The sequence below is a fragment of the Sphaerisporangium rhizosphaerae genome, assembly GCF_042665155.1.
Classification (GTDB): domain Bacteria; phylum Actinomycetota; class Actinomycetes; order Streptosporangiales; family Streptosporangiaceae; genus Sphaerisporangium; species Sphaerisporangium rhizosphaerae.
Genome location: NZ_JBHTCG010000004.1, coordinates 256,850 through 278,039 on the forward strand (window position 1 = coordinate 256,850; position 21,190 = coordinate 278,039).

14 protein-coding genes, 1 pseudogene and 4 CRISPR repeat arrays are annotated in these 21,190 nt (G+C 67.2%); of the genes and pseudogenes, 3 read left to right on the forward strand and 12 right to left on the reverse strand.

The genetic code is table 11. The features are described from left to right. Position 1: 1 nt before the first annotated feature. Positions 2-1,519, reverse strand: coding sequence for a helix-turn-helix domain-containing protein (locus ACFQSB_RS08290; protein ID WP_380825363.1), 1,518 nt, complete (start codon positions 1,517-1,519; stop codon positions 2-4). Between ACFQSB_RS08290 and ACFQSB_RS08295 the strand changes: the two genes are divergently transcribed. The 3 genes from ACFQSB_RS08295 (at position 1,519) to ACFQSB_RS08305 (ending at position 3,646) form a co-directional block, all read left to right on the forward strand. Beyond that, positions 1,519-2,358 (forward strand): integrase, encoded by an 840-nt coding sequence (locus ACFQSB_RS08295; RefSeq protein ID WP_380825364.1) that lies wholly within the window; start codon positions 1,519-1,521, stop codon positions 2,356-2,358. The two genes, ACFQSB_RS08290 and ACFQSB_RS08295, sit on opposite strands and share 1 nt — an antisense overlap. A gap of 82 nt (positions 2,359-2,440) precedes the next feature. Then, complete coding sequence (locus ACFQSB_RS08300) at positions 2,441-3,160, forward strand: YdcF family protein (protein ID WP_380825366.1); 720 nt, start codon at positions 2,441-2,443, stop codon at positions 3,158-3,160. Positions 3,161-3,172: 12 nt separating this feature from the next. Continuing rightward, on the forward strand, positions 3,173-3,646 hold the full coding sequence (locus ACFQSB_RS08305) for an NUDIX hydrolase (RefSeq protein WP_380825369.1): 474 nt from the start codon (positions 3,173-3,175) through the stop codon (positions 3,644-3,646). Positions 3,647-4,109: 463 nt separating this feature from the next. Beyond that, positions 4,110-4,726: a CRISPR direct-repeat array (repeat unit 37 nt; unit sequence GTTGCGATCCTCGGTCGCCGCGGAGGGCGACCGCCAC). 107 nt (positions 4,727-4,833) lie between these two features. Further along, positions 4,834-6,906: direct repeats of the CRISPR family, unit length 37 nt; unit sequence GTTGCGATCCTCGGTCGCCGCGGAGGGCGACCGCCAC. 95 nt (positions 6,907-7,001) lie between these two features. Then, a CRISPR array of direct repeats spans positions 7,002-7,844; the repeat unit is 37 nt; unit sequence GTTGCGATCCTCGGTCGCCGCGGAGGGCGACCGCCAC. A 131-nt stretch (positions 7,845-7,975) separates the two neighbouring features. Here the strand turns inward: ACFQSB_RS08305 and cas2 are convergent. The 11 genes and pseudogenes from cas2 to ACFQSB_RS08360 form a co-directional block, all read right to left on the reverse strand. Further along, positions 7,976-8,266 carry a CRISPR-associated endonuclease Cas2 gene (cas2, locus tag ACFQSB_RS08310; protein WP_380825370.1) on the reverse strand — a complete coding sequence of 97 codons (291 nt, stop codon included), beginning with the start codon at positions 8,264-8,266 and terminating at the stop codon, positions 7,976-7,978. Then, positions 8,266-9,294 carry a type I-C CRISPR-associated endonuclease Cas1c gene (gene cas1c, locus ACFQSB_RS08315; RefSeq protein WP_380825371.1) on the reverse strand — a complete coding sequence of 343 codons (1,029 nt, stop codon included), beginning with the start codon at positions 9,292-9,294 and terminating at the stop codon, positions 8,266-8,268. The genes cas2 and cas1c overlap by 1 nt, the downstream gene beginning before the upstream one ends. Further along, positions 9,287-9,958: a CRISPR-associated protein Cas4 gene (gene cas4 / locus ACFQSB_RS08320; protein ID WP_380825372.1), complete on the reverse strand. Its 672-nt coding sequence runs from the start codon at positions 9,956-9,958 to the stop codon at positions 9,287-9,289. Before cas4 ends, cas1c begins: the two co-directional genes overlap by 8 nt. After that, complete coding sequence (cas7c, locus tag ACFQSB_RS08325; RefSeq protein WP_380825374.1) at positions 9,955-10,815, reverse strand: type I-C CRISPR-associated protein Cas7/Csd2; 861 nt, start codon at positions 10,813-10,815, stop codon at positions 9,955-9,957. Before cas7c ends, cas4 begins: the two co-directional genes overlap by 4 nt. 35 nt (positions 10,816-10,850) lie before the next feature. Continuing rightward, positions 10,851-12,581, reverse strand: a complete 1,731-nt coding sequence (gene cas8c, locus ACFQSB_RS08330; protein WP_380825375.1) for a type I-C CRISPR-associated protein Cas8c/Csd1 — start codon at positions 12,579-12,581, stop codon at positions 10,851-10,853. 3 nt (positions 12,582-12,584) lie between these two features. Further along, positions 12,585-13,289 carry a type I-C CRISPR-associated protein Cas5c gene (gene cas5c, locus ACFQSB_RS08335; RefSeq protein WP_380825376.1) on the reverse strand — a complete coding sequence of 235 codons (705 nt, stop codon included), beginning with the start codon at positions 13,287-13,289 and terminating at the stop codon, positions 12,585-12,587. Then, positions 13,286-15,478, reverse strand: a complete 2,193-nt coding sequence (gene cas3, locus ACFQSB_RS08340) for a CRISPR-associated helicase Cas3' (RefSeq protein ID WP_380825377.1) — start codon at positions 15,476-15,478, stop codon at positions 13,286-13,288. The genes cas5c and cas3 overlap by 4 nt, the downstream gene beginning before the upstream one ends. A 1,041-nt stretch (positions 15,479-16,519) precedes the next feature. Then, a CRISPR array of direct repeats spans positions 16,520-18,831; the repeat unit is 37 nt; unit sequence GTTGCGATCCTCGGTCGCCCGGAGGGGCGACCGCCAC. Between the two features lie 255 nt (positions 18,832-19,086). After that, complete coding sequence (locus tag ACFQSB_RS08345; protein ID WP_380825378.1) at positions 19,087-19,305, reverse strand: hypothetical protein; 219 nt, start codon at positions 19,303-19,305, stop codon at positions 19,087-19,089. Between the two features lie 203 nt (positions 19,306-19,508). Further along, positions 19,509-20,006 carry a hypothetical protein gene (locus tag ACFQSB_RS08350; protein WP_380825380.1) on the reverse strand — a complete coding sequence of 166 codons (498 nt, stop codon included), beginning with the start codon at positions 20,004-20,006 and terminating at the stop codon, positions 19,509-19,511. 306 nt (positions 20,007-20,312) lie between these two features. Then, a pseudogene (locus tag ACFQSB_RS08355) lies at positions 20,313-20,447 on the reverse strand (helix-turn-helix domain-containing protein); the annotation flags it as partial. 188 nt (positions 20,448-20,635) lie between these two features. Next, positions 20,636-21,088, reverse strand: a complete 453-nt coding sequence (locus ACFQSB_RS08360) for a M48 family metalloprotease (RefSeq protein WP_380825381.1) — start codon at positions 21,086-21,088, stop codon at positions 20,636-20,638. Between the last annotated feature and the right edge of the window lie 102 nt (positions 21,089-21,190).

Below are 21,190 nucleotides of genomic sequence, written 5' to 3' on the forward strand. Positions count from 1 at the left end.
CCTACGACGTCAGCAGAAGACCTCGATGGCGCCAGGCCAGGGCGAGACATCCCGCACCTGGCGATGCCATCGGCTCCTTGCGCAGGAGGCGGCCCACGTTCCCTTCACTGAACGGAATCCCCTTCCCGCCGGCCATCCCGTCCACTGCCGACACGGTGATGCCTTCCGCATTCATTTGGACTATGTCGGCGAAGATTCGATCGAACAGGTCGTCATCAATCACCAGGGCCGTCAATATCGTGGTGGCCAAGGTCAGCGAATCCAGAGCCACTCCCAGGCAGTAGATGGAGACCTGCCCATTCATACGTCCACGCTGTAGGTCCCTATAGAGCGGCCATGCGTCGTAGTCGATTGGCGTACTGCGCGAACCATCGTGCTCCGGAGTTCCCAGCAGCTCCTCACTCAATTCACGGACGACGTTCCGCCAGAGGTCGAAGTCATTGCTTCGGTCCCACGGCGCCATACTCGAAGGCTGGAACTCTCCGGCCGGGATGACGTCGTAGAGACCTGATGCGGTGGCCACTCGCCTGGGATCCCGCCAGTGCAGCAAGAACGAGGCGTCACCATGAGTCCGGCGACGTCGCAGTGTGAGCGTCGTGATCGCCGGGATCATGGCACGTCTACCGAAAGCGAAGGGATCACCGATCAGCGAGCGAAACGGCAAGTCGGCCAGGCGGTTCACTTTCTCAACGGTGTTCTCCATCTGGACGAGAGCGAGCTCATGTCCGATCGCCTCTGAGACATCGAGCTTGTCGAAGTAGTTCGCCAATCCAAAGCACATACGGCCACCAGACTGCGTCCAATGGACATCCGTCAGCCGGTAACTCGGCCGGTTCTCGAACAGCTTGGGCGGATCCAGATAGCGGACCGCCGATGTATAGCTCTCGAATTGGCGACCTAACGCACGAAGGGGACGTACCTGCTGAGACTCCGGCTCTGTGCCGTCAATTCCGCGAGGCATCGATCCGTCGACCCACTCCAGCTCGATCTCCTCCAGGCGGACAGGCTCGTCCGGCAACCACTCCCGAGGTGCGATCAAGGCGGTGGACTTCAGACGTACGTCGGATGGGTAGAGAAGACTGGCCTGCCGTGCCAGCTCGGCTCGATGCTGGTTGAGATAGCGGCGGCCAACCCGCCAACGCTCCTGACTCGCTGCTACAGCGTCCTGCGGCACGGCCTCTCCTTGGAAGCCGTCACCGGCAAGACCGAGTTGCTCAGGGGCAACCCGGAGTATGCGCGAGACGTTGAGCAGGAAGCCCATATCGCGGATGACGCGATGACCACGCTCGATCTTCGAGATGTAGGTCTGGTCCACCCCGAGCAACTTGCCGAGCTGTCCCTGGGTCAGCGACTCCGCGGTTCGGTAGTCCCTGAGGAGCCTCCCGAGATCCGGAACTCTTGTAGCGTCCGCCTCTGATCGTGGCAGCCACGGGTGATCCACCTCGCCCATACCTGCATCATGACTCGTGCAGTCAGATATGGCAGCCTCTTTCTCCAACGCTCGATAAGGGGGGCGCATTGAAAGTCACCTTCGCCACGCACGCCGGCCATCCCAACCGCCCCAACGAGGACTGGCTCGTCGCAACACCTCAGTTCGTCATCCTGCTCGACGGAGCCGGCGGCCCCAGCGAAGACGGCGGCGGCTGCATCCACGGTGTCGCATGGTTCGTCCGGAACCTGGGCGCGGAACTGCTGGGTGCCCTGACCCGGTCTCCAGACGACGACCTGCGCGCTGGTCTCGCCACCGGCCTGGAGAGGACGGCTGACCTCCACCGGCCAACGTGTGACCTGCACAACGAGGGCACCCCATCGACGACGGCCATCATCTTGCGCGAACGCCCTGACACGGTCGACTACCTGGTCATCTCAGACTCGACACTCGTGCTCGACACCGTGGACGGCATCGAGGCGGTCAGCGACAGGCGAATCCTGGAAATCGACGCCCTCCGCGAACCACGGAAGGTAATGCATGGCTTCCCCCTCGGGTCGCCAGAGCATGCCGCCGCCCGCCAGGCCTACATCGCCGTTCAACGGCGCTTCCGCAACATGACCGACGGCTACTGGGTCGCCAGTTCGGACCAAGCCGTGTCCGAGGCCGCCATCATCGGCAGCATCGAACGAGACCGTCTGCGCGCCGCGGCCGTACTGAGTGACGGGGTAGCCGACTACATCGACGACTACCACATGGCCACCTGGCGCGAGATCCTCAATACGCTGCAGACCCACGGCCCTGCAGCACTGATCGACCAGGTCCGAACAGCCGAACAAGGCGACCCAGCCGGCCACCGCTGGCCCCGCTTCAAGACACACGACGACGCGACCGTCGCCTACTGCGTATTTAGATCAAGCCAGCAATGAGCTTGCCGCCTGCTCACCACTATCTCTCGCTACCACATCCCCAAGGCAGAATGAGCTCAACCTGGCACACACTGAGGACAAGATGACCCAGAAAAGCACAATCCCCAAGGAAGTTTGGCGCGAAGCTGAGATCCTATGGGACTACCACAACATGCGCCATCAGGTCAGACCGTGTGACGTTGGTATTGGGCTAGGAAGCCACGACATCGGCGTTGCCGACTACACCGCCGAACTGTTCCAGCAAGGCATGTTTCCCCTAATCGTCTTCACGGGCGCCAATGCGCCAACGACGATCGACCTATTCCCGCAAGGTGAAGCCGCCCACTACCGAGACCGCGCAATTAGCCTAGGGGTTCCATCAGACAGAATTTTCGTAGAAGCCGAGGCAAGGAACACCGGAGAAAACATCGACCTGAGCATGCGCCTCCTGGCGGAAAAAGGGAAGCACCCTTCATCCGTCATGCTAATCTCGCGCCCTTACCAGCAGCGTAGGGCCTACGCCACCTGCAAGAAGCTTTGGTCAGAGGTGAGCATTGTCTGCGCCTCCCAGGACTTGCCGCTGGACAAGTATGTTGAGGGAATCGGGAGTTCCAAACGGGTCCTTGACATGCTGGTCGGCGATACGCAGCGAATACACGTATATGCGAGAGCAGGCTTCGCCGTAGCCCAAGAGATGCCAGAAGAAGTAGAACAGGCATTTCATCACCTCGTGGCCGCCGGCTACACAAGTCGACTAATAGGCACACCCACACGGTTCTTCCAGGATCTAACGAATTCACACGCGACAGATACGCCGAGATAGAGGCAAGAGCGCATGGTGGTATACAACGACGGCCGGACCTATCCAAGCGACTTGCCCCTCCACTCGGTGAGCGCCGGAGCCGCCGTTCTTCGCGATGACGGTCTTCTACTAGTGATCAAGCGACGCGACAACGGCGAATGGGTATTGCCTGGCGGCATAGTGGAACTGGACGAAGGCCCGCGCGATACAGTCATACGCGAAGTCCTAGAGGAAACCGGCGTAGAAGTCGAGCCCGAACTCCTCACCGGCGTCTACAAGAACATGCGCCGCCACGTGGTCTCGCTGGTCTTTCGCTGCAGGCCGGTAGCAGGCGAAGCCCACGAAACCGACGAGGCAGCCGAAGTCGCCTGGTTCACCCCGGCAGAAATCACCAGCCACATGACCGAGCCCTTCGCCATCCGCCTACTCGACGCCATCACTCCCGGCGGCCCCAAAGTACGCATCCACGACGGCCAGCGCCTCCTCCTCCGTGGTACTGACAACTGAAACCAGCCACCAGACGAACATCGGAGGCCCGCCACCTACACGGCCACCTCCACGCAGCTCAGCCTCACGGGCTGGGGAGGACCAGCGTTCCCGGACGCTTCCACTCCCCTCCGCGTACAGATGTCCAGGCGCCCTCGTCACGATCCTCGATGGCCGCCGAGGGCGACCACTGACGTTCTGCTCAGGGACCGCTTGTTGCGACTCTCGGTCGCCGCCAGGGCGACCGTTGCACTGGTAGGGCATCGAGCCGTTGCGATCCTCGGTCGCCGTGAGAGGCGACCGCCACCGGGCGTCGTAGGCCGTTCCGACGTTGGAGTCGTGGTTGTGATCCTCGGTCGCTGCGAGTGGCGACCGCCGCGGGCGTGAAGTCCAGGTACTAGTCCTGGCCGGGTTCGTTGCGATCCTCAGTGGCCACGAAGCGGCTGCCACCGTCCGGGATCACGGTGGTGTTCATGCGCTTGATGTTGCGATCCTCGGTCACCGCGGAGGGCGACCGCCACACGCCAGTTGGCGTTCGGCATGTCCAGCACGCACTCGTTGCGATCCTCGGTCGCCGCGGAGGGCGACCGCCACCTTGTCTGCCATGCCGGCTCCTATCAGCCCTTGCCGTTGCGATCCTCGGTCGCCGCGGAGGACGACCGCCACCTCCTGGCCGGGCCGGTGGCCGAAGTCCTTGTTGTTGCGATCCTCGGTCGCCGCGGAGGGCGACCGCCACGAGCATCCCGGCGACGGTGCCGGCGGGGGTGCCGGGGTTGCGATCCTCGGTTGCCGTGGAGGGCGACCGCTACTCGCCACGTGGGGTTCGAGTACGCGCACAACCAGCCGGTTGCGATCCTCGGTCGCCGCGGAGGGCGACCGCTACCACCCCCGTTCCGGTTGGCTACATGTAGGCGGAGGAGTTGCGATCCTCGGTCGCCGCGGAGGGCGACCGCTACACGTGACGTTCGGCATTGTGTCGCTCCTCACTGTTGTTGCGATCCTCGGTCGCCGCGGAGGGCGACCGCTACTTCAACACCGACACGGCGTACGGGTCGACCCCGTGGTTGCGATCCTCGGTCGCCGCGGAGGGCGACCGCTACATCACGTACTCGCGCACCGCCCGCCCGTCCATGGCGTTGCGATCCTCGGCGCCGCGGAGGGCGACCGCCACCCGGCGACAACGAGCCGTGGTTCGAGGTGCCGGTCAGGTTGCGATCCTCGGTCGCCGCGGAGGGCGACCGCCACCCCCGACCGACGTGGCCATCCAGGTCGACATCGAGCGGTTGCGATCCTCGGTCGCCGCGGAGGGCGACCGCCACGTCACGGCGTCTCCTGCGTCTGGACGAGGACGGAGGGTTGCGATCCTCGGTCGCCGTGGAGGGCGACCGCCACAGCGGCACGTTGACCCATGCCCCGGTGGCGGGGGCGTTGCGATCCTCGGTCGCCGCGGAGGGCGACCGCCACCCGCCACCTTCGGCTGGGAGGCGGTCCCGCTCGGGGTTGCGATCCTCGGTCGCCGCGGAGGGCGACCCCCACCTGCGCCCTGGCCGTCTTCTTAACGGTCGCCGTGGCGTTGCGATCCTCGGTCGCCGCGAAGGGCGACCGCCACGGAGCCGTCGACCACCGGCATGCCGTGATGGCAGAAGTTGCGATCCTCGGTCGCCGCGGAGGGCGACCCGCCACCGAGGTGGTCGACGGCCCACAGCTGGCCGCCCCGGGCGTTACGATCCTCGGTCGCCGTGGAGGGCGACCGCCACCCGCGAGAGACGCCGCCTGACCAACCCCGGTTATCGTTGCGATCCTCGGTCGCCGCAGAGGGCGACCGCCACGGACGAGGCGTGGCGGGTACGGCTGCGCTGTGGCCGTTGCGATCCTCGGTCGCCGCGGAGGGCGACCGCCACAATTCCGCCGAACCGTCCCGGTTAATGCTCCACCCGGTTGCGATCCTCGGTCGCCGCAGAGGGCGACCGCCACCGCCGGCGGCTCCTACGCCCGCCAGGCCAAGACGTGGTTGCGATCCTCGGTCGCCGCGGAGGGCGACCGCCACCTCGTGTCGAACAGCGTCTGGTGCGCGCCCCGATAGTTGCGATCCTCGGTCGCCCCGGAGGGCGACCGCCACCCCGACAGTCGAGATCCCCGCATGTGCCACGTGCGGGTTGCGATCCTCGGTCGCCGCGGAGGGCGACCGCCACCCTGCACCAAAGGGGCCCACCCGCCGGACGGGGTGTCGTTGCGATCCTCGGTCGCCGCGGAGGGCGACCGCCACCGGCTTCAGCCGCGCGGATCGACTTGCGGTAGACGCCGTTGCGATCCTCGGTCGCCGCGGAGGGCGGCCGCCACCGTGGGAGCCGTCGGCATGTGCGACGTGGATGATGGTGTTGCGATCCTCGGTCGCCGCGGAGGGCGACCGCCACGGCGGCGGTCAGCGCGGCGGCGCGCAGACCGGCGACGTTGCGATCCTCGGTCGCCGCGGAGGGCGACCGCCACCCGGTGGGTCTCACAGGTGCGGCTCACGACCGGGGAGTTGCGATCCTCGGTCGCCGCGGAGGGCGACCGCCACCCATGTCCTGGTGGCACCGGCATGCCAACTGGGTGTTGCGATCCTCGGTCGCCGCGGAGGGCGACCGCCACTGCGACCACAAGGTGGTCGTCGTCTTGCAGGGTGGTCGTTGCGATCCTCGGTCGCCGCGGAGGGCGACCGCCACGGTCGGATTCCACGCACGCCAGCAGGCACGCCTTGGGGTTGCGATCCTCGGTCGCCGCGGAGGGCGACCGCCACGTGGTCCCACTCCGCCCCCTGGTCCCGGCCCCGGTTGCGATCCTCGGTCGCCGCGGAGGGCGACCGCCACCTGGTCGTGAGGACCAGCACTTTCGGCGCCTCGTAGTTGCGATCCTCGGTCGCCGCGGAGGGCGACCGCCACCGGCACCACGCCGCACCCGTGGCCGGCCACCGCGTGGTTGCGATCCTCGGTCGCCGCGGAGGGCGACCGCCACCGCGGCCGGCCGAGCTGCTGAACGTGGAGCCGGGTTGCGATCCTCGGTCGCCGCGGAGGGCGACCGCCACGTCACGCTGCCGGACGTGCCGGTCGAGGACTTCACGTTGCGATCCTCGGTCGCCGCGGAGGGCGACCGCCACCATGCACTGGCTCACCGACCACGCCCCCGCCCGCACGGTTGCGATCCTCGGTCGCCGCGGAGGGCGACCGCCACGCCTGAGGGCGCGGCACTGCCGTGGAGCGCGTGGTTGCGATCCTCGGTCGCCGCGGAGGGCGACCGCCGAGGCCCTCGCGTGGGTCGCGGTTGCGATCCTCGGTCGCCGCGGAGGGCGACCGCCACGGCCGGGCATAGCGGATGCAACTACCGAACGTGCAGTACCGTTGCGATCCTCGGTCGACGCGGAGGGCGACCGCCACGGAACTCCTCCAGGGCCTTGTGCGCCTGGTCGTACGGGTTGCGATCCTCGGTCGCCGCGGAGGGCGACCGCCACCCTTCCTCGGTGGGTGGCTGCGCTCGGGGCCACAGGCGTTGCGATCCTCGGTCGCCGCGGAGGGCGACCGCCACATCAGCCGGGGTCGCGCCGCAAGAAGGCCGCAGGGCTGTTGCGATCCTCGGTCGCCGCGGAGGGCGACCGCCACCGGGGCGCGAACCGGTAGCCGAGCATGGAGAAGATCCCGTTGCGATCCTCGGTCGCCGCGGAGGGCGACCGCCACCCCTGACCCATGACCCGAGGTGGCCGGACGACGGGTTGCGATCCTCGGTCGCCGCGGAGGGCGACCGCCACCTCTCGCGATTCGCGGCGGAAAGTCAACCCCCACGGTTGCGATCCTCGGTCGCCGCGGAGGGCGACCGCCACTCCCACGTCAGCATGTCCAGCGGCACGGCCGCGATGTCGTTGCGATCCTCGGTCGCCGCGGAGGGCGACCGCCACTTGAGCTGGACGGTGGTCGGGCCGACCTTGACACCGTTGCGATCCTCGGTCGCCGCGGAGGGCGACCGCCACCCCCACCTGGACGAGGTCATGGCAAAGCTCACGGAAGCCGTTGCGATCCTCGGTCGCCGCGGAGGGCGACCGCCACTGTGCGTCGCGCACATGAGACACCGGGAGCGAGTTGTTGCGATCCTCGGTCGCCGCGGAGGGCGACCGCCACACCCTCGCATGCCCTATGATCCGGATGTCACACAGTTGCGATCCTCGGTCGCCGCGGAGGGCGACCGCCACGGCATCTGAGCAGGGAGTACTCCCACACAGTACCGATCTTTGGGGCTGCTCGATTTACTTATCAAGGAGCAAAACGGGCTATATCTCATTCGGTATGACCGGCGTGTCGTATGAGCGCTTGGGGTTCCGAGCTAGAGGATGAGCGGGTCATGGTGCGGGACAGGCTCAGCTACGCCCAGCCGGTGAACGGTGGTGAACCCGTCGTGAGGCAGGCGATAGACACGCACGGAGTCGTCTCCCGCCTCAATGATTCGTGTCGCACCGTCGAGGAGCGTGAGCAGTTCGGCGTCGGTGCAAGTGATTTCGAATACGGATTTCTGGACTCGATGTCCGTAGCCTTCGCAGAGTTTGGCCATCTGACGGAGCCGCCGGCGTCCTTCAGGGGTGGTGGTGGATACGTCGTAGGTCAGTAGTAGTTGCATCAGCTGAGTGTCCAGGGCAGGTACGAGGGCAGCTCACCTCGAATATTGCGGGCGAGCAGACGGGCTTGGACAACCGGCAGCAGTGAGGCCGACACCTTGCGGCCGAGCAGCTTGTGCGGCCATTCCTTGTTCTTCCATCCTTGCCATTCGGTGAGCAGGAGCCGCCGACCGTCTTCGGTGAGCTGGACCGCTCCTCCAGGGAGGGTTTCGAAGTGTTCGGCACGGATTTGTTTGCGGTTGAGAAGGTTGAGTGCCAGGCGATCGGCGTAGATGGGACGGAACTCTTCCATCAGGTCCAGCGCTAGGGCAGGTTTTCCGGGACGCAGGCCGTGGAGGAAGCCCAGGTAGGGATCGAGGCCGACTTGTTCAGCGGCGCCATGGGCAAGCGTTCGGGTAAGCCCGTAGAGGAAGGACAGCAGTGCATTGACGGGATCGGTTGGTGGCCGTCGCGTCCGACTGGTGAAGGGGGCGATGTCTGGTGGTGTGCGTAACATGCCGGCGAGTCCCTCGAAGTACAGACGGGCGGACTGGCCCTCCACTCCTAGCAGTTCGTCGAGAGTGGCCGCGTCGCGGGCGCGTGTGAGCAGGACATCAAGATCTTCGGTGAGGGCGCGCAGCGAGCTTTGAAGGTTGCCGGTGGCGTCTCGGGCTCCGCGTAGGAGAACCTGGCGAGAATTGTGCAGCTTTCCAGCCACGCAGCATCGGGCGATCTGCAGGCGGACTTGGGAATCGGCGTGTGCAAGATGCTGGGCGTGACGCAGGAGGACGTTGCCTCGGGTGGGGCCGTCGACGCGGCCTAGAAAACGTCCTGACAGGCTCATCCACACAACTGAGCGGCCATCGTCGGCGCAGCGGGTCAGCAGCTCCGCCGACAGCGCGACATGGCCGTAGACCACGATGCTGTCGAGGCGGCGCAGTGGCAAGCTCCGTTTGGGGGCCTCCGGAGCGACGACTTTGAGGCTGTCGTGATCGAGATGGAGGCTGGCACCTTGAGTCTGGACATAGAGGGTGTTGAGAAGTTCAGTCATCCCATGCCGCCTCTGGTCGGGGGAGAAACAGGGTGGTGGCCGCGGCGGTGTAGGCCTTGGTACGGGCAAGGACCCGGGGCATGCACATGTCCCGCATGGAACATCGGCGGCACCGCTGGTCGGCGGGAGCACTTGGCAGGGTCATGCTGGTCACGGTCTGCCGAACAGCATGAGCAGCCGACACGACGCGTTCTCGCAGGGCATGGTCGACGTTGACCGTGTATCGGCGTCGAGTTGTCCCGGCATAGATGAGACCGTGCGGTACGTCTCTGTGGAACATGGCCTCCAAGCACATGGCCTGGCCGGCCAGTTGGACGTCAGCCGGCCCTCCGGGCGTATAGGTGCCGGACTTGTGCTCGATGGGGATGATACGGCCGTCGTGGTGTAGCTCGACCACATCGCACACGCCGATGAGCGCGAGCTCGTCATGCCAGACGGGCAAGGCTCGCAGGGTGCGGACCGCGCCGCGGGTTTGCTGCCCAGGCTCGTGTACCCGCTGGTGCATGAGAGTGCCGCGGATGGTGGCCGCGTCGTCGGCGTATCCGTCTTCCAGCAGGATCAGCCCGGCTTGACGAGGGCAATATTCATGGTGTTCCAGGGCGGACAAGGTGACCTGCGCAAGCGGGCCGCCGGTGTGGTCAGCCCGCTGCACGGACACGCTCATCCGATCAGTCGGGTGAGGGTGACGCCGTCAGGCAGGTCGTCGGTGACGGTGACGGTGTAGTCGTTGATTGAGCGCGGTGTGGTGTTGCTGGGTGGCACCGTGATGCGGTCGAACAGGGTGTGGGCCGGTGCGCGGCCGAAGGCGTCGTCGTGGCTGAAGACGTACAGCCGGCGCAGAGCCATCTCTCCGCGGGTGGAGGCGTGGTCGTGTTCGAACATCAGGGTCAGGGCGCGCCAGAAGGTCTCCAGGTCCTGGCCGTCGACACCGGTGCGGCGCGCCAGCGGGGCGCTGAAGTGGCCGTATCCGAGGTAGAGCCCGTAGGGGATCATGTGCTTGCTGCCCATTTCGGTGGACTCACCTTTGTCGATGTCGTCCTGCCGGGTCTGGGTGACGCGGGTGATGCCGTGTTCCTGTGGGAGGACCGAATCGATGGAGCGGGAGAAGGTGAGCTGCATCGGGCCCTGGACACGTCCGCAGGGCTTGGTGCCGGTGCTCATGACCGCGCCGAACATGCGCACGTCGAAGAAGGTCTGGCACATCCACTGCTGGGCTTCGGCTTCGGACTTGCGTCGCTGCTTGGGGTCGAGGTTCAAGGCGGCGTAGGCGCGTTCGTGCTGGGCGTTCAGGGCCACGCCGGCTTCGACGTAGATGTCATAGCCAGGGATGCCTTCCTGGAGCAGGGCAACGGTGTTGCGGATCTTCCGCTTGATGGCGACGTCGGTGACCAGGCCCTGACCGGTTTCCGGGTCGGTGCGGGGCATGCCTCCGGCGTCGGGGTCACCGTTGGGGTTACCGTCGCGGACGTCGAACAGGTACACAAAGTCGTGCTTGCGGGCGGGGTCCAGGTGAGCCGTCATGGACGGTCCTTTCTTGGGAGAGGAGAAGCTGCTGGTCAGGCGGATTCAACGGCGGCGGCCTTGTTGGCGGCGGCCTGGCGGGCAGCGGCGCGGTCGGCGGCGCGCTGGTGGTGGTAGCCCAAGACGAATCGGCCTTGTCCGGCAAGGTCCAAGACGGCGGGCAGTTCTTGATGGAGTTGCTGCAGCACGTCGTCCAGGCGCTTGTCGAGCGCGATGCCGGCGGGACGTCGTGTGCCGCGCAGGCGGCGCAGGTGGCCGGTGGCGTTCTTGCGGAGCATCGTCAACACCGCCAGGGGCCGCCCCATCGCGGCGCCGAAGTATTTGTCGGCGATGGTGGTGTTGATGTTCTCCAGTGCGGTGCGCTGGATGTCTTCCAGTACGGCGAACAGGCGTCCGCTGACGTAGCCGGCGTCGGTACTGTCGCGGTTAAGGCCGTCCACCAGGGTCTCCTTCAGTGCGGGGTTGGCGCGGATGAGCAGCAGGCGCAACAGGGCGGCGCGGGCAAGGTCGACGTGGCCGTCCGCGCGGATGCGTTGGATGAGGCGTGCCAGCAGGTTGGCCGGCAGCGCGGTGCGGTGCAGGGCGGCGGCCATGAGGTCGCGTGCGGCGCCCGTGGGGGCGCTGTCTTTGACGTATCCCTGTTTGCCGTGCCGGCCCAGTGCAGCGGTCATTCGCCAGAGCGGGACTTTTTGCGGGCCATCAACCCACAGGTCGGTCATGGCGTGGTCGGCGAACCAGGATTCGATGTTCTCGCAGAGCTGGATCAGCGGTATGTCGATCCAGTCGCGGATCACTACGCGGCTTTGGTTGGCCGACAGGGTGATCGCGTAGAAGTCGTTGCCGTCCACCCAGGCCGCTCGGCGGACCGGCGGCAGGTGGACCTGCTCGATGATGGCGTTGACCTGCTCGGGGCTGGCATCGCGGACGGAGGCCAACGGTGAGATCGGCGCAGGCCGGCGCAACCACCATGTCATGACGTTGTCGTTACCGCGCTGGTGGTGGTGGGGGTCGGCGAGCAAGGCATTGAGCGCCGACATGGCCCGGCTGCCGCAGGTGTCGCAGATGGGGGTGTTGGCGAGTTGGATGGCTCCGCCTCGTCCTTGTGCGGACTTGTTGATCGACACCAGTTGGGCGTCTCGTCCCCGGCCACCCGGCACCGGAATGGCGCCGGACTTGACGGGTTCGGGAATGGTGTCCAGCAGCGGTCCGGGCTGCCCGCAGGATAGGCAGATGCCGATTTCGTCGCTGGAGCTCTTGCGTTGACGGACGATGTCGCCCCAGATGGTGACCGCGGAGGGTAGGGCGTGCACCCAGCCGTCATCGGTTCTGATCGCCACCACGTCCGTGGGCGCGGCTCCTGGCGGGATGACCATCTTGGTGTGGGCACCGCTATGGAAGAAGGCGACGACCGGTGCCGCCAGAGGTTCGTCCTTGGCCCATCGATCGATCAGGGCGATGAAGTCGGCGTTGCGCCGCTGAGCATCGGCGATCTGTTTGTCGCTGTCGTCCTTGGCTGCGGCGAGGACGTACTGCAGAGTGTCGGTGAGCAGGAAGGGCAACGACCCGGTGCCAGAGCGCTGCACGTAGGGAGTGGCCAGCATCTGGCCGGCTTTCGCCTCCGGTGTGCTCAGGTCGATCAGGTGGTCGCCGCGTGGACGACCGGCGGAATCCAGGTCGATGGCCCAGCGCACGCTGCGGTTGCGGTAATAGGGCGGAGGCAGATCCGTGCGGTCACGGGCATGCGCGACCAGTTGCTTGATCAGCATGCGTTAGCTCCGTCCGCCGGTACGACTCGATCGCGAGGCCGCCTGTCCAGTGGGCAGTTCCACGCCGTGCCTGGGCACGATGAGGACGCCGTTGTCGAGCACGGCGTCAAACCAGCGGTAGCTTTCGCCCTTGTCGCCGTAGCTGATGCTGTGGAGCATCACTCCGAGCTGCTCGTCATGCGGGATCGGCGGGCGGGGGGTGGCCGGGTGGAAGGAGGCCGAGAACTCGCGCACCCCGAGGAAGGGCTGGGAGTAGCAGGCTCCTCGCTCGACCCGCCGGCGGAACTGATCGCGGTACTTTGCCTCAGGGTCGGTGGCGTGCGGGCGCAACCGTATCTGGGCGTGGATGCGGTAGGCCACATCGCGCAGGCACACCATGTTGCGCTGGTCACGGTCAGCTTCGGCGTCGAACCGCAGCGTCGGATCCGACATGGCGTCGCGAACCCAGCTCAAAGACAGCATCGAGGAGACCTCGTTACGGCGGATCGACGACCAGCGGATCGGCCGGAGCACTTCGATCTTCTCTATCTGGAAGAAGAACTCCGGCTTCCAGAAGATCGCCTCAAGGACACCCTTGGCGGCTGACGGCGTCATCACCGGGTAGCTGAGCCGTTCGGTCTTGAACTCCGGACGGGTGAAGCAGGCATAGGGCGCCTGCACTTCCACCACCAGCGCCGGAGGCGGATGGTGAGCGCGACGAGTGGTCAAAACACCAGCTCCTGAGGGTCGGGGGATGTAATCTCGATGCCTCGCTTAGGGTGGTAGTCGCCCAGCCATTCGATGAGGTCACCGACTACCGGTGCGGCTAGCCCTTCCTCCACCGCGCGGATGGCTGCTCCTTTGGGCACGGTGGCCAAGTACGGACGCAATGCTCGAAGTTGGACGCCCGCACCGGGAATTCCTGAGCGCAGATGCGCCAGAATCCGCTGCAGCTCGTCAACGTCGCCGTAAGGGACGGCTACGGGAACGGTCCATTCGTCGATCATGCGGAACAGCTCTGCCACCCGGGGAAAGTCGTGAGCCAAGCGCTCCTTCTGGATTTCCTGACCGACGTGCTCCACATTGTGGAAATCGAACCGTGCCCGGTAGTAAGCCTCCAAAGCGTCAAGGTCATCAGGGGCACATTCGGGCCCGAACCGGTCTCTGGTCGCCTCCAACGCGGCCCCGTACAGGGCCTTGACACCCTTGCTGCCGTCCTCGGGGTCGAAGACGATGACCCGCCCGTACGGCAAGCGACCACCACGGTTGACTCGCCCTGCCGCCTGCTGCATCGAATCGGCAGGAGCAACCGCCCGAAACCCCACCGGGAAGTCCAGGTCGACCCCGGCCTCCACCAACTGGGTACTGACGACCGACACCGGCTCACGGGCGTCCAGCAACCGCTTAACCTCTGCCAGAGCGTCACGGCGGTGCGCGGCAGCCATCCGCGTGGACAGATGCAGCGCCGACCGGTTCTGCTCGACCAGCTGATGCAGCCGGCTGGCATCCTTGGTCGTGTTCACCACCACCAGGGCCTGCGGCTCTTCTGCGGCCTCTCCAGCTATCTCGGCCAATGTCGGCTTAGGGTGAAGCCGCCACTCATAACGCACCCGATTCAGCGCCTTATAGAGCGGCTTGGGTTCGGCGATCACATCGCGGATCGGCGTCGCTCGCAGCGGGCTCAACACCTCGAAGGGAGGCTGGGTTGCCGACGCCAGCAACACCGTCGAACCGAACCGCTCGGTCAACGTTCTCAGGGCCGAGATGATCGGGATTAACAGGCGATCGGGCAACGCCTGCACCTCATCGAGCACGATGACCGCGCCGGCCAGCCGGTGCACCCGGCGCATCGCCGCGGGCTTGTTGCTGAACAGCGACTCAAACAACCGGATCGTTGTCGTGACCACGAACGGCGCATCCCAATTCTCCGCAGCCAACCGCTGCCAGCGCCGATTGGCATAATCACCGTCCAGATCGACGCCGCTGTGGTGCTCCAACACGAGCGGCTCTTCACCGTCACGGTCGAGCAGCTGCCGGTAGACATCGGCGTTCTGCTCCGTGATCGACATGAACGGCACCGCCACAATCACACGCCGCAGCCCATGAATACGTGCATGGTGCACGGCGAACCCACCTGCGGCCAGCGTCTTCCCCGACCCCGTCGGCGCAGGAAGCCGATAGATGCCGCGAGGGCCACCAGCAGCGGCAACAGCCTGCTCGTACACCTCCTGGCGCAGCCCATCGACCGGGCAAGGCCCCTGCTCGGACAACCGAGCAACCAGAAGCTCTGAGCGCCGCCGGTCGTAACGATCAACCAGGTCGGCGGCGCTCATCCGATGAACAGCGCGCGCGACACCGGCGAAGTGCGCCTCGGTGTCCAGGAAATCCGCGTCGACCACCGTGCTGTAAACCATGCGTACCAGCAGATCCAGCGCATACGGGTCTGCCGCAACCACCTTGGCATCGCCCAACCAACCAGGCAAGGCGATCGGCCCCTGCAGGTGGATCTCCGGGACGATTTCTCCTACTCGCCGGATGGCCTCAGCGACCAAGGGGTGGTGGTCGGCGAACTGCAACTCCGCCTTCAGCCGTGCTGCGCTGGGAAGACCTCCGTGGTGCCCGAACACGACCGCAGCCAAGATCCCGAGCCTTTGCTGGTCCAGCAACCACGTACCCGCATGCTTGTGCGGCACTCCTACGGGGCCGTTACTGCTCTCCGCCCGGATCAGGCCCCGCTGCCACTCACATGAACCCTTGCCCACGTCATGCACCAAGCCGCAGTGCGCCGCCAGCGGTCCAGCGCCGAAGATCTCCCCGAACGCACCCGCCCGCCGCCCTGTACCCCTCAAGTGATCGGCAAGCCCATGGCGAAGCCCATCACTATCACGCGCGCTATGCGCCCACAGACGCTCGGCCATCCCACTCCCTCGCGGCGATCCAGCAAGAGGTGACTGTAGGAGACGGCACCGACAGTTTCCGTGAGATCGGCACAGATAGTTATCGAACAGACTCGATCACCGTGCGTTACTGCACTTCCTCGCCCACCCAGAAGACGACCGCCGCGCGGTCGCGTGTCCCACTACAGGCCGGCCATCTGCGGTCACCGGAGGGGCGACCACTTTCCGGGGATGACGATGCCAGTGCCCGTAGGCGGTCGCCCCTTCGGGCGGCCGACACTCGCGTCGGTGGGGGCGACCGCCACACGATCTTCAGCACGTCGTGCACGGCGGTACCGATGTTGCGACCCTCTCCCCCGGAGAGGTGACCGTCAATGCCCAGCCGCCGTCGCATTCGTGCATGCGATCGTTACGACCCTCGGTCGCTAGAAAGCGTGACCGACACCCGAGGGACGTCCGTTTCGGTGCCGACGCCTTCTTGGTTGCGCCCCTCGGCCGCCCAGAAGGGCAACCGCCACCGCGCACCGCCGAGGTGATGACCGCGATCTCCAGGTTGCGACCCTCGGTCGCCCGGAAGGACGACCGCCATCGGCACGGAACAACTCCCCAGCCTCGATCGAGTACTGATTGCGACCCTCGGTCGCCCGGAAGGGCGACCGACATGAGACGCGAGCGGCCGGACTGCTCGGTGCCGTCGCCGTTGCGACCCTCGGTCGCCCGGAAGGGCGACCGCCACGATGCGGATGGTCGCCACGTCAGACCCTCACGTAGTAGTTGCGACCCTCGATCGCCCGGAAGGGCGACCGCGACCTCCAGCCGACGAAGAGATCTCCGAAGATCTCGGAGTTGCGATCCTCGATCGCCCGGAGGGGCGACCGCCACCTCTCTCGTTGGGCCATGTACCGGCGGCCGAAGCGGTTGCGACCCTCGGTCGCCCGGAGGGGCGACCGCCACCGGAGACCAGCGATGCCCGGCCGGTGCCTTGGCCGTTGCGACCCTCGGTCGCCCGGGAGGGGCGACCGCCACCAGCCATGCGAAGATCGGGGCCAGCGTGCCGGTGATGTTGCGACCCTCGGTCGCCCGGAGGGGCGACCGCCACCATGCCGGGCGCGGGGCGGCAACAACCGAACGGAGAACGTTGCGATCCTCGGTCGCCCGGAGGGGCGACCGCCACCAGGGAGGGCATTAACACCGTCGCCCATCAGGTGATGTTGCGATCCTCGGTCGCCCGGAGGGGCGACCGCCACCATGCCGGGCGCGGGGCGGCAACAACCGAACGGAGAACGTTGCGATCCTCGGTCGCCCGGAGGGGCGACCGCCACTCGAGCTGACCGAGCGTCGCGTTGTCGAGCACGAGGTTGCGATCCTCGGTCGCCCGGAGGGGCGACCGCCACCGCGCCCAGGTTGGACACCTGCGGGTAGGAGGCGTCGTTGCGATCCTCGGCCGCCCGGAGGGGCGACCGCCACGGACGGGTGTCCCAGTACCAGGTCAGGGGGTCGGGGTTGCGATCCTCGGTCGCCCGGAGGGGCGACCGCCACCTACGGCACCCTCAGCGACACCATGGGCGGCAAGCCGTTGCGATCCTCGGTCGCCCGGAAGGGCGACCGCCACCTCCTCGCAGTGGGCGACCGGCACCAACGCCGGCATGGTTGCGATCCTCGGTCGCCCGGAGGGGCGACCGCCACGTCGGTCTGCGCCGAGGCCGGATTGCCCTGCAGGACGTCGTTGCGATCCTCGGTCGCCCGGAGGGGCGACCGCCACATCATGCTTGCTCCATGGAGTAGGCCGCCCACCAGTTGCGATCCTCGGTCACCCGGAGGGGCGACCGCCACCTGGTGGTGCTGGGCATCCCGCGCAGCGCGACGTCGATGTTGCGATCCTCGGTCGCCCGGAGGGGCGACCGCCACCACGCCGTGCCGCTGGCGTTGATGCGCGCCGCGTTGCGGTCGCGATCCTCGGTCGCCCGGAGGGGCGACCGCCACCCTGAGAGGTTGAGCGGGGAGCCGGCCGAGGTGAGTTGGTTGCGATCCTCGATCGCCCGGAGGGGCGACCGCCACGAGGAGCTGGCCGACGTTGAGCATCGCGCGCCGAGGGTTGCGATCCTCGGTCGCCCGGAGGGGCGACCGCCACCGCCGAGCCCCCGCGGCTCACACTGCTCGCGCACTACGTTGCGATCCTCGGTCGCCCGGAGGGGCGACCGCCACCGTGACCCCGGGCGCGATCGTCCGCACGCCGGAGTGGTTGCGATCCTCGGTCGCCCGGAGGGGCGACCGCCACACCCTCGCGGCTCACGGCGTCGAGGTGACACCGGAGTTGCGATCCTCGGTCGCCCGGAGGGGCGACCGCCACCGGCGACCGCCATTCAAGAGCGCGCGGTGTTGTGGTTGCGATTCTCGGTCGCCCGGAGGGGCGACCGCCACCCGCCGTGACATCGTTGGTGTGACCGGCTGCCTCAGAAGTTGCGATCCTCGGTCGCCCGGAGGGGCGACCGCCACGGCCGCGACACTGCGGGCCGTCAAGGCGTAGACAGGTTGCGATCCTCGGTCGCCCGGAGGGGCGACCGCCACGTGACGGGCGTCGACAACGGCGGCGCGCGGGTGTGGAAGTTGCGATCCTCGGTCGCCCGGAGGGGCGACCGCCACGTGACGGGCGTCGACAACGGCGGCGCGCGGGTGTGGAAGTTGCGATCCTCGGTCGCCCGGAGGGGCGACCGCCACAGTTGCCGAACTCCACGCTCTGCACGCCGATCAGGTTGCGATCCTCGGTCGCCCGGAGGGGCGACCGCCACCCTGGAGGGCTTGGACGGCTTTCTCTGCGCCGCCGATGTTGCGATCCTCGGTCGCCCGGAGGGGCGACCGCCACGTAGGAGCTCTTGCGCCAGGTGAGCTCTGGCTGGGTGTTGCGATCCTCGGTCGCCCGGAGGGGCGACCGCCACTGGTGATGACCCCGATCAGGATCAGCCCCCCGAAGTTGCGATCCTCGGTCGCCCGGAGGGGCGACCGCCACCCACCGATCACCACCCGCACCCCGTCACAGGACACGGTTGCGATCCTCGGTCGCCCGGAGGGGCGACCGCCACCATTCCCGATAACCCGCAACACACAATTCCGCGCAGCGGTTGCGATCCTCGGTCGCCCGGAGGGGCGACCGCCACCCGGAAGCCGCGGAAGGTCCCGCTGTCGTGGGAGGTTGCGATCCTCGGTCGCCCGGAGGGGCGACCGCCACCGGCCCACCAGCTCGACCGGGACCCACAGCACGAAGTTGTTGCGATCCTCGGTCGCCCGGAGGGGCGACCGCCACGTCCTACCAAGCGATCGTCATGCACAACAACAAGCAGTTGCGATCCTCGGTCGCCCGGAGGGGCGACCGCCACGGTGCCTGAGCAGCCAAGACTGCTGTCCGGAGTAGATCAGGACGGTTGCTGATTCACTTATCAAGGACCATACGGTGCCATACCTCCTTCGGAACGTCTGGCGTGTCGCATGCGCACTCCAGGTTCCGAACTACAAGATGGGCAAGCCACCAAACATCCCGGACCGAGCGTACAAGTCGAGATATCGCTGTCGCCTGCTGCATCCGAGCTTTGTGTCCGGCCGCCCGCTGTCTCCCCGAGCATTGAGCGGGTCGCTCATGGGAGGTCCAGCCAGGGGGCCAGCTGGGAGGTGAGGAGATAGGCGAAGGGTTCGAGTCGGCCCTCGGACACAAACCGGTCGCCTAAAGGGTCCTGGTCACGAGAGTTCGTGACCAGGACTTTTTGCTTGCCGGGTTGATAGACGAGGCGCAGACCCAAGGTCGCGTACACCTTGGCCTTCCGCTCGGCCGCTGCGGCGGGCGTCAGGTTCGGCACTCCCGCCGGGAGTACCACGTGCGGGCCGGCCTGGTGGCGGGAGGAGGGGGAAGACATGATGGGCGTGCTCCTGTCCGTTCGAGTAGGGCGGTTGGAGTACGGCCCCGGCGGTGGATGCTTGGCGGCTTTGCCGCCGGGGTCGGGCTGTGCTGTGCGAGGTGGTCGAATGCAGCCCTGGCCTGCACTGTTGTGGGCCGCGGGCTTCATGCGCTCTCCAGGTGGGTGATGCCGCGGCGGCAGAGGGCGCATCCGCCGGGACGGGGATCGCCGTGCGGGCAGGCGGGCGTGACGGCCTCGGCGACGCTGCGATCGGCGGGACTGATGCGCGACGGCGGGAGGCGTACGAGGTCGGGCAGGTCGTTGAGCCGGGCGGTCAGCACGGCGTACGGGTTGCGGACGCCGGCGGTGTTGGCGCCGACGTGCTCGGCCAGCGCGCCCGGGCTCCACCCGTCGGCCAGGGCGGCGGCGATGGCGGGGGTGAGCCGGTCGACCTGGCGGGTCGACAGCGGCCAGTCGGGGCCGAGTTCGGCGATGAAGACCTCGATCGGGTTGGCGCAGGTCTCCTGCGGGCTGCCCGGCTGCGAATCCCCGGTGTCGGCCTCGCCACCGCCGCCGCCTTCGGGCCAGTGCAGCAGGCCGGAGCTGGATTCAACAGCTCGGACGGGCGCCGGGCCGGCGGTCTTGCGTCCTCGCCTGGACATCGGTCGCTCGCGCGGGGGCGGTGGTGGTTCCTGGTGGTTCTTTGGTGGATTGGGTGACAGGCGTGTCACCCCTCCCCTGTCACCGGTGTCACCCCTCGCAGTCGCCGGTGTCACCCCGGACAACTTGTCAGGGGTGACTGGTTGTCCGGGGGCCGCGGGGTTATCCACAGTTTCCACAGACTCGTACACAGGTTCGAATTCGATCTCCACAGGAGCTGGCGGGGCCGGCGTAGGGGCGTGCATGACGATGGCGTAGCCGTTGGTGCCGTGCGGGCCGGCGCCGCGACGGACCTTCAGGTGCCCGGCGGCCTCCAACTCGGCGAGGATGCGCCGGACGCTGCGCGGGCTGATGTTGGCCTTGCGGGCCACGGTCGCCACCGAGGGCCAGCAACCGGTCCCGTCGTCACGCGAACAGGCGTCGGCGAGGGCGAGCAGCACCAGGCGCTGATTGCCGGGAGGTGGGCGAGTGCTGCCACACCCAGTTCATGACCGCGATGCTCACGAGATGCTGTGGCCTTTCATGAGGGTTCGAGGGGGCGCGTCAAGGAGGCGGTCTGTCTACGGCGGAAGGGCGGAAGGTGCAGGCTGGGTCACCGTGATGTCGAGTCCCGCGCCGGGCACGATGACGGTCATCGGCCCTGCCGAAGGTTGCGGAGCCGGGCGCTAACGGTCGGGTGGCCAGTGAAGATCCAGCCGGTGAGTGCGTGCCATCGGGGCTCGGCCGCCGCGTCCTCGGCGAGCGTGGCCCCGATGGCTCGGCGGCCGGGGATACCCGCGCGATCGAGCAGGGTCACGGCGTGCAGGTCGGCGGCGAGTTCGTCGTGGCAGTAGGTCCGGTCCAGGCACAGGCGGGCAGCGACGGTCACGACGGCCGTGACGAGGATGAGTGGCCATGGGGCGTGCAGTGCCATGGCCAGGACGCCGAATGCGAGTCCCGCGCACTGCAGGTGGGTGAGCAGTCGCAGGATGCGCCGGCCGGGGTGACCGAGGGCCTGGTGGGCGATCTCGTGAGCGAGGGTGGCGGGCAGGATCAGTGCGGTGTCGTCCTGGAGCAGCGCTCTCCACCAGGCGATAAGCACCACCGCCCCGATCGCTCCCGAGCCCATTCGGCCTCAGGTCGCCGAGCTCGCCGCGCGGGTTGATCACGGCGAGCGGCTCGCCTCGGCTTGTTGAGTTGCGGGCTG